This is a genomic window from Neobacillus ginsengisoli (genome assembly GCF_030813055.1).
In genome coordinates this window covers 336,824-352,564 of the sequence record NZ_JAUSTW010000005.1, presented here as the reverse complement: position 1 = coordinate 352,564, position 15,741 = coordinate 336,824, and the positions used below count along the sequence as shown (strand labels likewise).

Annotated in this window: 13 protein-coding genes, 4 tRNA genes and 3 other RNA genes; 17 read left to right on the top strand and 3 right to left on the bottom strand. The window is 39.3% G+C overall.

Annotated elements, in window-relative coordinates:
• Window positions 1-619 precede the first annotated feature (619 nt).
• The 3 genes from J2S10_RS17125 to J2S10_RS17115 all read right to left on the bottom strand — a co-directional run bounded on the left by J2S10_RS17125 (window position 620) and on the right by J2S10_RS17115 (window position 3,258).
• Complete coding sequence (locus J2S10_RS17125) at window positions 620-1,534, bottom strand: alpha/beta hydrolase (RefSeq protein WP_307409938.1); 915 nt, start codon at window positions 1,532-1,534, stop codon at window positions 620-622.
• A 536-nt stretch (window positions 1,535-2,070) separates the two neighbouring features.
• An RNA gene (gene rnpB, locus J2S10_RS17120) (RNase P RNA component class B) lies at window positions 2,071-2,455 on the bottom strand.
• A gap of 98 nt (window positions 2,456-2,553) precedes the next feature.
• A complete protein-coding gene (locus tag J2S10_RS17115; protein WP_307409936.1) occupies window positions 2,554-3,258 on the bottom strand; it encodes an alpha/beta hydrolase in 705 nt (234 codons plus the stop codon).
• A gap of 339 nt (window positions 3,259-3,597) precedes the next feature.
• Here J2S10_RS17115 and J2S10_RS17110 point away from each other — a divergent pair, with 339 nt between their 5' ends.
• The 17 genes from J2S10_RS17110 (at window position 3,598) to J2S10_RS17030 (ending at window position 15,735) form a co-directional block, all read left to right on the top strand.
• Window positions 3,598-4,380, top strand: a complete 783-nt coding sequence (locus J2S10_RS17110; RefSeq protein WP_307409934.1) for an alpha/beta fold hydrolase — start codon at window positions 3,598-3,600, stop codon at window positions 4,378-4,380.
• A 185-nt stretch (window positions 4,381-4,565) separates the two neighbouring features.
• Window positions 4,566-4,656, top strand: a tRNA-Ser gene (locus J2S10_RS17105).
• A 9-nt stretch (window positions 4,657-4,665) separates the two neighbouring features.
• Window positions 4,666-5,028: a transfer-messenger RNA gene (ssrA, locus tag J2S10_RS17100) on the top strand.
• A 6-nt stretch (window positions 5,029-5,034) separates the two neighbouring features.
• Window positions 5,035-5,097: transfer RNA gene (locus J2S10_RS17095), tRNA-OTHER, on the top strand.
• 26 nt (window positions 5,098-5,123) lie between these two features.
• A tRNA-Leu gene (locus tag J2S10_RS17090) sits at window positions 5,124-5,208 on the top strand.
• Window positions 5,209-5,243: 35 nt separating this feature from the next.
• Window positions 5,244-5,315 (top strand) — tRNA-Asn (locus tag J2S10_RS17085).
• Window positions 5,315-5,399: signal recognition particle sRNA small type (gene ffs, locus J2S10_RS17080), an RNA gene on the top strand. The genes J2S10_RS17085 and ffs overlap by 1 nt, the downstream gene beginning before the upstream one ends.
• A 397-nt stretch (window positions 5,400-5,796) precedes the next feature.
• Window positions 5,797-6,462: an MIP/aquaporin family protein gene (locus J2S10_RS17075; protein WP_307409932.1), complete on the top strand. Its 666-nt coding sequence runs from the start codon at window positions 5,797-5,799 to the stop codon at window positions 6,460-6,462.
• Between the two features lie 236 nt (window positions 6,463-6,698).
• The gene (locus J2S10_RS17070; RefSeq protein WP_307409930.1) at window positions 6,699-7,724 is read left to right on the top strand and encodes a LacI family DNA-binding transcriptional regulator; all 1,026 of its coding nucleotides are present in this window, start codon (window positions 6,699-6,701) and stop codon (window positions 7,722-7,724) included.
• Between the two features lie 162 nt (window positions 7,725-7,886).
• Entirely contained in the window at window positions 7,887-8,909 is a 1,023-nt protein-coding gene (iolG, locus tag J2S10_RS17065; protein ID WP_307409929.1) for an inositol 2-dehydrogenase, read from the top strand.
• Between the two features lie 49 nt (window positions 8,910-8,958).
• Window positions 8,959-9,195 carry a hypothetical protein gene (locus J2S10_RS17060; protein WP_307410068.1) on the top strand — a complete coding sequence of 79 codons (237 nt, stop codon included), beginning with the start codon at window positions 8,959-8,961 and terminating at the stop codon, window positions 9,193-9,195.
• Window positions 9,196-9,249: 54 nt separating this feature from the next.
• A complete protein-coding gene (gene iolE / locus J2S10_RS17055) occupies window positions 9,250-10,146 on the top strand; it encodes a myo-inosose-2 dehydratase (protein WP_307409927.1) in 897 nt (298 codons plus the stop codon).
• Window positions 10,147-10,223: 77 nt separating this feature from the next.
• Window positions 10,224-10,517, top strand: a complete 294-nt coding sequence (locus J2S10_RS17050; protein WP_307409925.1) for a 5-deoxy-glucuronate isomerase — start codon at window positions 10,224-10,226, stop codon at window positions 10,515-10,517.
• Between the two features lie 98 nt (window positions 10,518-10,615).
• Complete coding sequence (locus tag J2S10_RS17045; RefSeq protein WP_307409922.1) at window positions 10,616-11,707, top strand: Gfo/Idh/MocA family protein; 1,092 nt, start codon at window positions 10,616-10,618, stop codon at window positions 11,705-11,707.
• Window positions 11,708-11,892: 185 nt separating this feature from the next.
• Window positions 11,893-13,032 (top strand): GntR family transcriptional regulator, encoded by a 1,140-nt coding sequence (locus tag J2S10_RS17040; RefSeq protein ID WP_307409921.1) that lies wholly within the window; start codon window positions 11,893-11,895, stop codon window positions 13,030-13,032.
• Between the two features lie 324 nt (window positions 13,033-13,356).
• Window positions 13,357-14,754 (top strand): extracellular solute-binding protein, encoded by a 1,398-nt coding sequence (locus tag J2S10_RS17035; RefSeq protein ID WP_307409919.1) that lies wholly within the window; start codon window positions 13,357-13,359, stop codon window positions 14,752-14,754.
• A 63-nt stretch (window positions 14,755-14,817) separates the two neighbouring features.
• A complete protein-coding gene (locus J2S10_RS17030) occupies window positions 14,818-15,735 on the top strand; it encodes a carbohydrate ABC transporter permease (protein WP_307409917.1) in 918 nt (305 codons plus the stop codon).
• The last annotated feature ends 6 nt before the right edge of the window (window positions 15,736-15,741 follow it).

Sequence of the window (15,741 nt, the reverse complement as noted above, 5' to 3'; positions counted from 1 at the left end):
CTTGAGTCCGAACCCGTGGTGAGTTCGGACAGGTTTGGTGAAATCAAAGGTACTCGAGTCCGAACCCGTGGTGAGTTCGGACAGGTTTGGTGAAATCAAAGGCACTCGAGTCCGAACCAGTGGTGAGTTCGGACAGGTTTGGTGAAATCAGAGGCACTCGAGTCCGAACCTGTCGTTAGTTCGGACAAGTTTGGCGAAATCAAAGGCACTTGAGTCCGAACCCGTGGTGAGTTCGGACAGGTTTGGCGAAATCAAAGGCACTTGAGTCCGAACCCGTGGTGAGTTCGGACAGGTTCGTGAAATCAAAGGCACTCGAGTCGACCCTGATGCCCTCTATCTATTGGAAAAACAACAAGGATATAGCAATCTTATCATTTTTATTTAATTCCAGATATTTTATCGAGGATAGCACTTCTATAAATAGTCGGCAATGCTGCTAAATACTTATATCCGTAATCTTTTATGTGGAAAGAGAAAAACACAGAATTAATCTTCCTTTATTGAAAAGGATAAAAACTTTAATAGAGCATTAATTATAAGATAAGCATAACTTTGTAATGAAATAATTACTCTATATTATCCGAGTTTAGCGTTTTTTCTTTTAGCATCCCATGGTTTTTTATGCTAAATGTTCATGTAGAAACTTAAGAACACGGTTCTCATATTCTTCTTTATACAAAAGATACGAATTAATATGTTCGGCATCTTCTGTTAGCCACAATTCTTTATGGTGACCTGAAGATATACTTTGAAATATGTTTTCGCTTTCAGAATAAGGAATTGCTTCATCCTTCTTGCTATGGATTAAAAAAAAGGATTTTCCTTCACCATTTTTAACTTTGGTAATAGGTGAAACTTCATTGAGATCAATTTTCAAGAGTCTTCGCATAGAATGAATAATCATTGGTGTAAAAGGGAGTTTGGGCAATTTGGTCCAGAAAGAAAGATTTTCCCTTAAATAAGAATATAAATTACCAAATGGGCTGTCAGCAATGACAACGGAAACAGAAGGATGTTCGCATCCGGCAACAATAGCAGTGGAAGCTCCCATACTCCATCCAAGAAGAGCAATCTTTTCCTGTTGTTTTTCCTGAATAGAATAATCAATCGCAGAATATAAATCATGTTTTTCAAAATACCCGATTCCAGTGGTTCTTCCTTTCGATTTGCCAGCATTGCGAAAATCAAACATGAGAACATTATATCCATTGTCAGAAAGAACTTTGGCGAGCAGCAGCCCTTCTATACCTTCCATTGAACGTTCATTCGTATATCCGTGGGCAGTAATGACGACTTTATTGCTTTTTTTAGAGGAACGGGCAGCAATCCACCAACCCGATAGCTTGACTCTGTCTTTTCGGCTTAGAAATTCAAATTCTTCAAATTCAATACCGTAATCATTGGGATTTTTCGTGGTTCTTGCGGGGAACGGATGAGTGAGATAAAAACCAACTGTAAGAGGTGCGAGTAAAAAAAGAATAGGAACTACCAACAGCGATCGCCAAAGTAATTTTCTTTTTTTCACTTTTTTCACCATCATCTCCTCCTTTCCATTTTAAGTTATTGGTTCTTTATCATATGTCGTTGAACAAGTTATTTGATAAAGCTAAAATACTTTAAATAACCCATACCCATTATTTATTTGTTAAAAAATTGGCTGTGTTAAAGGCGAATGTTGATTTTTTACAACTGTTGATTGGAGCGGAGGGTGCTCGACTCCTGCGGGATAGAGAGGTCACGGGAGACCCCGCTTATCTCTAAGCGCCGAGGAGGCTCTCGGACCTCCCCGCGGAAAGCGAGCGCCAGGAGCGGAAATCAACAACCAAGTTTAACAGAGCCAACAAATTAAAAAAGCGGGGGAAAGATAATGATTATTCAAGAAAAAATTCCGAATAGAAAGAAGGCGGAACTACCAAAAAGTGACAAAAAAATAACCTTAGTCCAATATTCTAACGGACTAAGGTTATTTTTTAATAAAGTATATATGTTGCAATACAACCAAGATAGTTACTGCGACTCCACCTTGCGAATGAAAATGATACATTAAACGTTAAAATCAGCTCATGAAATGGCTGTAAGCCAGGTTTTGTTCTTCCGTACTGCAAACGGCAGCAAGCCTTGTACTGGAAGTAGTAGTCATCTATCTATCGACTGATGGCCGATTCATCCATTAGGTTCATTTCCCGCAGGATGATGCCCCTACCTAATTTGGGTTGCTCGCTCGTGGGGTTTACCCGTTCCACCTTTTCCGTTTCCAGAAAAGCTCCGTCACTGTGGCACTTTCAGGTTATTCTCAGCATATCCCGAGGGACTTAGCATGATTTCACCGCCGTCAGTCGATACTATTCATCAACTGCCCACCCTTGCGGATGGCACGAACACTACAGGCATCTCAGCACTGTGCGAGCCTGGACTTTCCTCAGCTCCTGTTAAGGAACCGCAACTACTCACCATTTCATGTTCATTTTCATTCGTCCAAAAGCGACAATAGATAATATACCATGGTCAACAAGATAAATCTTTAGTAGGTTAATTCCAGTGTTTCCATCAAGTTTAATGATATTTTTCTAAAAACTTTGTAACTAGTTGAATTACAGTGTCAACTTCGCAATCCTGGCAAATGTGGTGCTTTGAATGCGGAAGATAATGTAACTCTTTTTCTTTTGATGAAACAACACGATATATTAATTCAGAACTTTTCGGGTCTATTGTCTCATCCTTTTGACCATGAATGATACAAATCGGTATAGAGATATGCTGGAAAATCATTTTCGCTTCTCGGACGATTTTTTGAAATTGAAACAGATTATAAAGAGGAGTAGAACGAATGAATGAAGGATTCTTGAGAATCCTTTGACCGGATAATAAACGATTCTCTTTAGTTCTAGTATGGCGAAAAAATTGTTCGAGCTTCATTTTTAATAAGTATGGTGTAAGCACGTATACTGCTGGAGAAAGCAATACCAGGGTGGATATTTGATAACGATAAGCCATAATAGAAGCGATCATTGCCCCCATCGAAAAACCAATCAAATGAATCTTTTTGTTTTCTTCAATTGCGTGTTTAACGATTTTTTCAATCATTTGTAACCAATCCAACGCAGTAGCTTTTTCCATCCGCTCTTTATTCCTCCTGTGACCAGGTAACAAGGGGGTCATTACTTCGTAGCCCAAACTTTCTAAGGCATGTGCCAATGGCTCTATTTCCCATGGGTTTCCTGCGAATCCATGAATAATGATACATAAATCCTTATGCATAAAAAATCCCTCCTTGACAGTTGATTTGTATAACACATTTTGGGGAAAATGCTAAGCTGAAACATCCGAATCATTTCAACATATCAACACGGAATTTGTTTGTTTTGAATCTTAATGATCGTTCAGATTAAGGGTTTATTTTAAGAATTACGTTCTTAGTTTTCCGGTGTAATCTTTGACTAATACATAGTGATTCAACTATGTTCCCGAAAATATAACAGAAAAACTCCAATTAAATATTTTTAAAATCTTTCATAATAAAAGGGAAAAATTATGGAATCATAAAAATAGTTGTCAACATAACTTAGAAACTCATTTACGGCTGAGGTGATCGGATATATGCCCTTCATTATGGCGGATGATTGTGAAATCTATTTTACGGTACAAGGTCAAGGAACACCTATACTCTTTATCCATCCCCCGTTACTTACTCATTTTAATTTTGAGAACCAAATGAAGGAATTATCAAGGGATTTCCAGGTTATTACCTTCGATATTCGAGGGCATGGAAGAAGTTCCTTTTCAAAACAGCATTTAACTTACCCTTTGATTGCAGAAGATATGAAGCATTTATTAGATCATCTAAAAATTCAAAAGGCATTTATTTGCGGCTATTCAACGGGAGGGACAATCGCCCTTGAATTTCTTTTGTCTAACCCGGATCGAGCTTCAGGTGGAATCTTGATTAGTGGTATGTCTGAGGTAAGTGATTGGGTCTTAAGAAATAAAATTAGAGTAGCGATTACCTTAACAAAATTAAAAGGCCTTTCAGCATTAGCATTGTTTATAGCATGGACGAATTCAACCAAATCTTCATTTTGGAAAATGGTAAAGGAAGAGCAAAAGGGAAATGCCCAAAATATTGAAGAATATTACCAGTATAGTTTGTCCTATAATTGCACAAATAAATTGAAAAATATAAATAAGCCCATTTTATTAATCTATGGACAAAAAGATCAAGGTTTTCATCGATATGCTAAATTATTGCATGAAAAGTTACCGCAAAATGAATTGATATGGATTCAGGATGTGAAGCACCAACTTCCAACAAAGGCTGCCTTTTTATTAAATAGTCAAATCAAGCAATTCATCTATACATATAAGGAACCGGATGTAAAATGAAAGACTTCCTGAATTTCAGTTTTAAGTGGTAGAACAAAATGAGGTATCTGTTTTGATCCTCAAACTAAGGGGAGTAGTATTAGGACTTTTGAACTACCAAAATTTACAGCTATCTTCCAATTTGGATAGATGATATAGTTCTTTTGTAAGTTCTTAACGGAACATCAAGATATGGATTTTATTACAGAGAAGTACTCAAGAGGCTGAAGAGGCGCCCCTGCTAAGGGTGTAGGTCGGGCAACCGGCGCGAGGGTTCAAATCCCTTCTTCTCTGCCATTCTATTATGGGAATGTCTTGGTATCGACAAGGATAGTTTGAGCTTATATTGCGAGTCGTGGGGATCGGCCACGTAAAAACGTCACAGCCTATAACTGGCAAACAAAACAACAACTTCGCTTTCGCTGCTTAATAACAGACGTTAGCGGTTCCTCCCTCCATCGTCCATGTGGTAGGGTAAGGGACTCATTCTAAGTGGACTACGCCGAATTCCACCGTCTGAGGATGAAGGAAGAGTATAACCAGACTAGCCGCTTCAATGCCTGTCAGTAGGCTAAAGAAGTGGGCGAAAACTAATTTTACTGACTATACTCGTAGATGTATAAGTGCCAATATCTTTGCACACGGGTTCAACTCCCGTCATTTCCACTTAACTATGCCGGTTTAGATCAATTGGTAGGAATCAGTTGGTTGGGGGTTCAAGTCCTCTAGTCGGCACCATTAAATCATTAAAAAACAACTTTTTTGCGGGTGTGGCGGAATTGGCAGACGCACCAGACTTAGGATCTGGCGCCGCAGGGCGTGGGGGTTCGACTCCCTTCACCCGCACCAAAGATTTCTGTGCTAGCAAAATAACTAACCATTATTCCGCAGTAGCTCAGTGGTAGAGCTATCGGCTGTTAACCGATCGGTCGTAGGTTCGAGTCCTACCTGCGGAGTCATAGTCCAACGAGGACACTAAGAACGGGTCAGGGCGGGAACGCAGCAGCCATAACTAGTGAAATTGTGTGGGCTATTACATACAAAAAAAGAAAAACGCTAAACTCAATTTTAGTTTGAGTTTAGCGTTTTTTAATTGTTCTAATCGATGATATTAATAAAATTTAATAAGCTAATTAAAAAAACCTATCTTGGCGAAATTTGTTAGAAGTATTACAGTATTGGCACATGTTGATATTACTCACTTTTAAGATAAGAAGTAATTTGAAATTAGATCAAAAAAGTAGACACAAAAAAAGTCTAAAATGACTCATATATGTCATATATTCATAGTAACTTAGAGCTCTAAGATACCAATAACTTAAATCTTAACGTTTCGTAAATGGCTTACGCATCCAGGACAGCCAAATTTAAAAAGCCTACAAAATTACCCTATTCAAATGAAAAAATGCGATTCAACTACGTGTAAGGAGGGGTATTATGCTTAAAAAGGGAGTTGCTGAATTTATCGGTACTTTTGTACTGGTTTTGTTCGGAACTGGAACAATTGTTTTAGGTGGGGGAATACAAGGAATTGGTATTTTAGGTATTGCTCTGGCCTTCGGATTATCCCTTGTTGCAATGGCATATAGTATCGGAACCATTTCTGGATGCCACATCAACCCGGCAGTGTCAATTGCGATGTTTGTAAACAAACGAATAAATGCTTCAGAACTTCTTTGTTATTTAGTAGCACAAGTTTTAGGTGCTTTTTTAGGAACTGCAATTTTAGTAGCCTTTTTAAAATTATCAAACATGTCTATAGATAATCTAGGACAAAATGGCTTTGAAAAGCTTGGATATTCGGGTGCGTTCTTAGTTGAAGCTGTATTAACATTCGTCTTTATTTTAGTTATTATGGTCGTAACAGGTAAAAATGGTAATGCCTCTTTAGCTGGACTTGTAATTGGTCTTACATTAGTGTTAGTCCACTTATTTGGTATTCCATTGACAGGATCTTCTGTTAACCCTGCACGGAGCCTTGCACCAGCAATATTTGCTGGCGGAAAAGCTGTTTCTCAATTATGGATATATATCGTTGCCCCAATCTTAGGTGGTATCATTGCGGCTCTTGTGGGGAAATTTGTATTCAACACTGAAAAATAAAGTGACATTCATCTCCCGCAGTATGTCGAGTGTTATAGATGGATAGTCAAAAACAAATAGGCGGAGTCGGTAGTGAGATTTTTCACTCACTACTGACTCCGCCTTTTAATGTCCCGTTCGGGATCATTAGTTTCGGACTTTCGTAAAACCGTGTACATTTTTTTAGATAGTTGTTTTAAAATTAAATTAAAAATCTGAAGGAAGACGAACCTAACAATCACGAAGAGGAGTATACCATGAAACCAACCATTTATGATGTAGCTAAGGAAGCCAATGTGTCGATTGCAACAGTATCCAAAATAATAAATAATACTGGAAGAATCAGTGAGAAAACGAAAAAAAAGGTCTTTGATATCATGCAAGAACTTGATTATCATCCGAGCAGTGTAGCTGCAGCGTTAACGGGAAAGAAAACGTTCACAATTGGTGTACTTGTTCCTGATATAGCTAACCCCTTTTTTGCTGAAGTCGCACGGGCTCTCGAAAACAATGCTCGGATAACGGGTTACTCGATGATATTGTGCAGCACAGATTATCATCGAGATCGTGAGCAGGACTATTTGGATCTCTTAATAAAAAAGCAAGTTGACGGCATTATCATAGCAACTGAACCAGTAGAGTTGAATGTACTGAAAAAGCTTAACAATCGGAAAATTCCTTTCCTAATGTTTTCAATTGGCCATCTAGCTTTAACTTCACAAGTTGTTACTACTGATGACTTAAAAGGGGGATATCTTGCGGGCCGATACTTATTAGAGAAAGGTCATCGAAATATTGCCATTATCACAGAAATCGAACGTGCCAGCGGTAAATTGAGATTAGACGGCTTTATTCAGTCACTTGTTGATGAAGGAATTAACATTGATAACACATTGGTTATCCAATCAAAATCTATCATTGAAGAAGCGAAAAAAGCTTCCCATCAAATATTTATGTTGGAGGAAAAGCCAACTGCCGTTTTTGCTTCTACCGATTTAATTGCTGCGGTTTTTATTAATGAAGCCCGGAAAGCAAAAATATCTATTCCGAATGATCTATCAATCATTGGTTTTGATAACACGATTCACGCGGAAATAACGGACCCAGGCTTAACGACAATTGCACAGCCTATTTCTGAATTAGCTCATTATGCTATTCATCAACTGCTGCAGTCGATTGAAAACCCCGCTCTTCCTAAGCATCGGATAATGCTTGCGCCAACAATTGTTGAGCGGGAGTCAGTAAGAGATTTAAATGAAAAAGATTCATCTAAACAAAGCTGATCGATGGTAACGGAAGCTTTCCATTAGCTTTGGGTTAAGCGCTTAACTAAAATTTTTTCAAAAATCAAAATAATTTTGAGATTGAAATAAGAATATGTATAATTATACTAGAGAAAGCGCTTAACTTTATTGTTCTACCATACATAAAAGGAGGATAAAGTAATGACATTGACTGTAGGAATTATCGGAGCCGGACGGATTGGGAAAATACATGTAGACAATTTGAGAAACATTCCCAATATCAGGGTGAAAAGTGTGTCAGATGTCGCAATTGTGCACCTTGAATCATGGGCAAGAGAGAAACAAATTGAAGTGTTAACCACAAATTATCAAGACATCCTGAATGATCCCGAAATTCATGCTGTATTTATTTGTTCACCGACTAATACACATACAGCCATTATTAAAGAAGCTGCCGCAGCAGGGAAACATATCTTCTGTGAAAAACCGATTAGTTTTACCGTGGAAGAAACCGAAGAGGCACTTGCTGCAGTTGAAAAGGCGGGTGTAAAGCTTCAAGTTGGTTTTAATCGCCGATTTGATCCTAATTTCCGCAAAATCCGCCAGCTCGTTAAAGATGGTGATATTGGTTCGCCACATATTTTACGAATAACGTCAAGGGATCCCGAACCGCCGGGTGTTGAATATATAAAATCGTCAGGTGGAATGTTTATGGACATGACCATTCACGACTTTGATACGGCCCGCTATATCATGAACAGTGAGATCGTGGAGGTAAATGCCATCGGGGCTGTGTTAGTGGATAAAGCTTTTGAAGATGCGGGAGATATTGATACAGCTATTATTTCTTTAAAATTCGCGAACGGAGCACTTGGAGTGATTGATAATAGCCGTCGTGCAGTTTATGGATATGATCAGAGGCTGGAAATATTTGGTGAAAAGGGGGCTGCGCAAGCGGACAACAACCGTGCTAATACAGTAGAGGTTTCAACTGCTGCCCATGTTTCAAAGGGAAAACCGCTGTACTTTTTCCTAGAACGTTATACCCAGGCCTATATTGACGAAGTAAAGGAGTTTACTAATGCCATCCTCGAGAATCAGCCAATTAGCTGTACGGGCTTTGATGGCTTGCAGGCACAACGCATTGCAGAAGCAGCAAAAAAATCGCTTGAAACCGGTCTGCCTGTTCAGTTTAAGCACGTTCAGCAATCAGCTGTTATCTAGTAACCTAGTTAAAATGTTTGCAATAACATAATATTTTTGAGGGAAAAGGATGGGAGAATATGAACCCGCTAGAATTACAAATGATGCCTTTCGTTCTGTGAGTAAGTATTGGGACCGTGTCACCCGTCCGAAGCAGTTAATGTCTACCATGCTGAATGCAATGCGTGTGTTAACCAATCCTGCTGAGAACGGTGCTGTAAAGATTGCGGAGCCGGAGAAAGAAGTATATGCGATGACGGGCGATGGCAGAAGTATCGGAAAAAGAAAGCATCCTGAAAGCATTTAAAAACAAACAATCAAATATTGAAAAAGCGCGTGCGTACTAAGGGGGTGGAGATACATGTTTGAGGGTAATCAAGTAAAATTGGCGATTGCGCCAATTGGCTGGACGAATGATGATATGCCTGAGCTCGGCGGTGACATCACATTTGAGCAATGCATCAGCGAAATGGCACTTGCCGGTTTTTCAGGAAGTGAGGTTGGAAATAAGTATCCGCGCAATACTGCAGTCCTTAAGAAAACATTGTCATTGCGTGGCTTGGAAATCGCAAGTGCTTGGTTTAGTGCTTTTTTAACCTCCAGACCGCTGGAAGAAACAGCGGAAGCTTTTAAAGCACACCGTGATTTTTTACTTGAAATGGGTGCAAAGGTCATCGTAGTTTCTGAACAAGGCAATAGTATTCAAGGACAAATGGAAACCGCATTGTTTGACAGGAAGCCTGTCTTTTCGGATGAGGAGTGGCAGCTTCTAGCCACCGGTTTGCAACATCTTGGTGATCTGGCGGCTGAAAAGGATATGAAAATTGTATACCACCACCATATGGGCACAGGGGTACAAACGGCAGAAGAAATTGACCGGCTAATGGCTGAAACGGATCCTGTGAAAGTGTCGCTTCTTTATGATACCGGCCACCTTGTGTTTTCCGGTGAGGATTATTTACAAGTTTTATATAAACATATTGATCGGATTCATCATGTACATCTAAAGGATGTCCGTATTGATTTGGCCAATAAGGTCAGAGAAGAGAAACTGAGTTTTCTTCAAGCAGTTAAAGCTGGAGTATTTACTGTTCCGGGAGACGGAGGCATAGACTTTAAACCGGTGTTCGAGGCATTGGATGCAGCTGGTTATAAAGGATGGATGGTAGTTGAAGCTGAACAGGATCCTCATTTGGCGAATCCTTTTGAATATGCAGTAAAGGCACGCCAATATATCCGTGAAACGAGCGGATTATAAAGAAGGAACTGATGAAATGGTAAAACGACATATGCACATGTTTCAAAGTGTTGGGCATGAAAAGGAGGTTTCACTAGATGTATGAAAAGCTTGGGGAGTTAAAACAAGGCTACACCACGATAACAGATATGGTTAACAAGCATCCTAATATGCTGCAGGATATCGGCATTTTCAATTTGGTAGAGGGAGAAGCAGAGGTTCTTTTAGACAGCGGAAAAGAAACGGCTATCCTGCTTCTTGAGGGAGCCGTTCGTTTAGAATGGAACGGGAATTTTCAGAAAGTGAAGCGCGATAATTTGTTCGAAGAAGACCCATGGTGTCTTCATATTCCAAAAGGGGTTGAGCCCTACCCTCTTTTCGCAATTATTTAACAAAACATTGTAAATAGAATCATAGGATTCGATTAAATCACTATTTTACCAAATTACTAGGAACTTTGATTTCATTATTATGAAATGGGGGAAAACATATGTCCAAAACTGTTCGGATTGGCATTATCGGAAGTGGTGGAATTGCCGGTAAACATGTAACTGCATACAAAAAGATGGCTGACGTTGAAGTCGTGGCTATAGCAGACGTGATTCCTGGAAAGGCGGATGAGTTTATCCAGAAATTCGATTTGAAGGGAGCTCTGGGTTTTGATAATTATAAGAACTTGCTAGAATTAAATTTGGATGGTGTCAGTATTTGTACACCCAATAATTCACACCATAGCGTCAGTATCGATTCACTGCAGGCAGAGAAACATGTTTTAGTGGAAAAACCGATGGCTATCACTCTTGAACAAGCTACTGAGATGGTAAGTGCCGCGAAAAAAATAGAAAAGATCCTGACGATTGGATTCCAGCCTCGTTATGATCCGAATATGAAGGAATTGAAACGAGTAATCCAATCTGGTCAATTAGGTAAAGTTTATTACATCCAAACAGGTGGTGGGAGAAGGTGTGGGATACCCGGTGGTACGTTTATCAGAAAGGAGTTGGCCGGTGCGGGTGCTCTTGCTGATATAGGATGTTATTCCCTTGACATGGCATTAAATGCACTAGGCTATCCAAAGCCTCTGACAGTATCTGCATATGCTTCCAATTTTTTTGGAACGAACCCGAAATACCATCCAGAATCGGATGCGTTTGAAGTGGAAGACTTTGGTGTGGCGTTGATTAGACTTGAGGGTGGAATAGCACTCAACTTTAAAATCTCCTGGGCGATGCATATGGACTCTCTCGGTCCTACACTATTTTTAGGAACGGATGCAGGATTAAAAGTGACACCAGCAGGTTCTGGACCATGGAGCGGAGTATGGGACGGTGGGATCGGGTCGATCACTATGTTCCATGATATTTTAGGACATCACACGGAAAGTCCCATTCCAGTTCAAAAACATCAAACTGATATTTTTTATGAAAAGGTTCGAGATTTTGTGGTAGCGATTCAAGAAGGAAAAGAAGCTCCAATCCCTGGTGAGCAAATTTTAATAAACCAGGCTATTATCGATGGTATTCTCCGGTCCGCAGCTATTGGAAGGGAAGTTGAAATTGATATTCCTACAATCAGAATGTAACTATATGTATGCAATTTAGAGAGTTGTATTTGTTAAAAACAGTTTATTCTATCACCTCTAGTGTACCAAAATCGGTTTTCTCCAAACTGTATTTTTAGTACATAAGAGGTGATTTTTATTTATAACATGATATAAAATATGATATATTTAATATACCAACTCTCTATTGACAGGATGATGTAACGATGGATATACCTTTGTATGAAAAAATTTTTGTTGATTTATTCAATCAGATTAAGTCCGGACAATTAAAACCGAATAATCGCGTTCCTTCAGAAAAAGAGTTAGCAGATCAGTATCATGTAAGTAGAATTACATCCAAAAGGGCATTAGAAAAACTTGCGCAAATAGGTCTTATTGAACGGATTCGCGGAAAGGGGTCCTTTGTAGCATCGTCATTACCAGATTTTGAAGTGTTAAAACAACCGATGTTGCAGGATCAAAGTGATGAAACGAGTGAAGAACCAATCGGATTGATAGGACTGATCGTGCCTGACTTTTTTTCAGAGTGGTACGGAAAAAAGCTTTTACAAAGTATTGAGAAGCGTTGTTCTGAGATGAAATATCATTTAATCATTAAGTTGACATATGGTGATCAGCACGAAGAGGAAAAAGCGATACACTCTCTCTTGCAGCAGGGGGTGGCAGGAATTATCGTTTATCCGGTAAGTGGACAACATTATACCGCAAACCTGCTAAAACTGGTTTTGGATGGTTTTCCGTTGGTGTTAATTGATAGATATTTGAAAGGAATACCTGGCTGTTCGGTAGTAACAGATAATAAAGCAGCTGCACAAGAACTAACAGATTATCTGCTAAACCTGGGGCATAAAAACATTGCATTTATTTCTCCGCCTGAGGAATATACGTCCTCGATCGAAGAGAGAATTCAAGGATATACTGCTGCTTATGTTCAGAAGAGATTAGGGATAAATTCAAATTATATATTAACGGAATTGTTTAGTACCTTAACATCATGTCAGCAATTAGATGAATTTGAGGAAGATGAGATTAAATTAAAACAATTTATACAGGAAAATCCAAAAATCACTGCGTTTGTTGCTTGTGAATACGGAATTGCTCTTGTCATTGCGCAAGTCTTGAGATCCCTGGGAAAACAGATTCCTGATGATTATTCTATTGCCTGTTTTGATCATCCCGATTACCATTACAATGATTATTTTTTTACACATATAAAGCAAGATGAAATGAAAATAGGACGAAAAGCGATTGAATTATTAATTGATCAGATAAAGAATCATAGTGTAGAGGTTAAGAACATAATAGATTATTCACTAATTGAAGGAAAGACAACATCATTATAAATTATCAAAAAAATTAGATAATTAGAAAAATAAAGATGACATATCTATTTGAGTATGTTAATATGTCAATATGATATTTAAACATAAATGGTATATTAAGTGATCCTTTCGATTTTAAAGTACAGATGTATAATTTTTTTTTCGAGAGAAATGAAAGCGATTGCATTTTGGTTTGTCAAAGAGGGCTACCTAGTCCTTCTTTACATAAAAAATGGTAAAAAGGAGTTGATATGGCTTTAATACTGAATGGTTTTAAGTGGTTAGAATTGATGTTTGTCTGCCACCGACATCTTATTTGAAAAATAATTTATGAGGGGGATTCAAATGAAATCTGTATGGAAAAAAGGCCTTAAAGTTATGATGCTCACAGCATTACCTTTATCTGCGGCAGCTTTAACAGCATGCGGAAATAGTCAGCAAACTTCAAGTTCAGCCACAAATCAATCATCGAATAATAAGGTCATTAAAGTAGCATATCAGCAATTTGGAGCACCGCCAATCTGGTCGGAAGAATGGTTGAAAAAAGCAAAGGCCGGTTTTGAAAAAGATCACAAAGGTGTAAACATTCAATTAGAGCCGATCCAAGCATCTGAAAACGATTTCTATACAAAGATCGATTTGATGATGAAATCTGAAGGTACCGCACCCGATGTTGTTACAGAAGATACTTTCCTCATCAATTCAGATGCTTCCGCAGGATACCTCTCTCCATTGAATGATTATGTAAACAAGTGGTCTGATTGGTCGCAGTTTAGCGATGCAATGAAAGCGGGAAGCACGGGTAGTGACGGTAATGTATATGGAGTACCTTACAGTACGGATACACGTGGGATTTGGTATAACGTGAATCTCTTCAAAAAAGCAGGGCTGCCAGTTCCATTTGCACCGAAAAACTGGGACGATGTTTTAACTGCAGCAAAAACAATTAAAGAAAAAGCCCCTGGTGTGATTCCGTTTTGGGCACAAGTAGGAAAAGCAACCGGTGAAGCAACCACCATGCAAACGTTTGAGATGCTGCTATACGGAACAAACGACACATTATATGATGATTCCTCTAAAAAATGGGTTGTGAAAAGTCAAGGATTCTTGGATTCTCTCAATTTCATTCACACACTCTATTCAACAGGCTTAGGACCGCAATTATCCCAAGTGTTGAATGGGCAGGCAGGAAATACAGAATCCCAACAATTGATGCCAAAAGAACAAATCGCTATGGCTCTTGATGGTAACTGGGTACCGGGATCTTGGCAAAAGGGCGGTGCTGCAGCTTGGCCAGATGGAACAAAAACCTATCAATTAGCAGCCATGCCGACACAAAATGGACAATCACCTGGTTTTACCTCCATGTCTGGTGGTTGGGCACTCTCCATTTCGAAATTGGCCAAAAATAAAGATTTAGCAGCGCAATTTATCGAATACGCTGTTAACAAAGAAAATGATCAGTGGTACGACGTACATCAAGGGAACCTATCGCCTCGTAATGACGTCGCAGCAGATCCTGACTATGCAAATGCACCAGGTCAAGCATTCGCCGCTGCAACTCAGTTTACAAAATTCACCCATTTCCGACCAGCTAACCCTCAATACCCATCTGTTTCTACAGCCATTCAAACGGCAGTAGAGTCCGTTGCTACAGGAGCAGCTACACCACAGCAAGCTATGGATCAATATGCAGCGGACGTTCAGCGTATTGTAGGAGCAAGTAACACCGTGACCAAATAATTTAGAGTACGAAGCAACGCTGGAATACTCCGGCGTTGCCGTTCCAATAAAGGAGGATAAGGTATGGAAGTGGTCGTTGAAAAAACCGTTACAAGGAAATCGCGCTCAAAACTGAAGGGAAACGATTCATTCCGAGCTGCCTTGTTTTTACTACCGACATGGCTTTTGTTGCTCGTTTTTTTCTTCCTCCCTATTGCTCTTACATTCTATTATGCTTTTACGAATATGTCGTTAACAGGAGCAGCCTCGGCACATACGCAGTTCATTGGATTCCAAAACTTCACCTCTATGTTTGCCGATCCAAGTTTTCGTATAAGCGTCATCAATACAATTGTGTTTTTGATATTATCAGCTATCATCGGACAACAGGTGCTTGGCTTAATTATTGCCTTGTTGATTAATGAGAAGAAGCAATGGTTCCGGAGTATTATCGGTACCTTGGTCATTGCGGGTTGGGTCACTCCTGAAATTGTCGTAGCATTCATTTGGTTTGCTTTTTTAAATGACCAAGGAACAGCAAACGTCATGCTAGGATGGCTTGGAATCAAGCCGATTCATTGGCTGACAAGTTTTCCAATGGTAAGTGTCGTTATTGCGAACATTTGGCATGGTACGGCGTTTTCGATGTTGGTATATCAAGCGGCTTTAGGCGATGTTCCAAAAGAAATCCAAGAAGCTGCAATGATTGATGGAGCAGGCGGTTGGCAGCGTCTATGGCGTATTACGTTACCGATGATTCGAAGTTCAATCGTGACGAACATGGTTTTAATCACACTACAAACATTAGGATTGTTTACGTTGATCTACGCCTTAACAGGTGGTGGTCCAGGGACGTCGACCGAAACACTTCCGATTTATATGTATCAAGCTGCATTTTCAAGTTATCAACTGGGGTATGGTACAGCGATTTCTCTAATTCTATTATTAATTGGCATTATTTTTAGTGTTGGTTACATCAAAGTATCCAAAGTTGATTTGTAAGGTGAA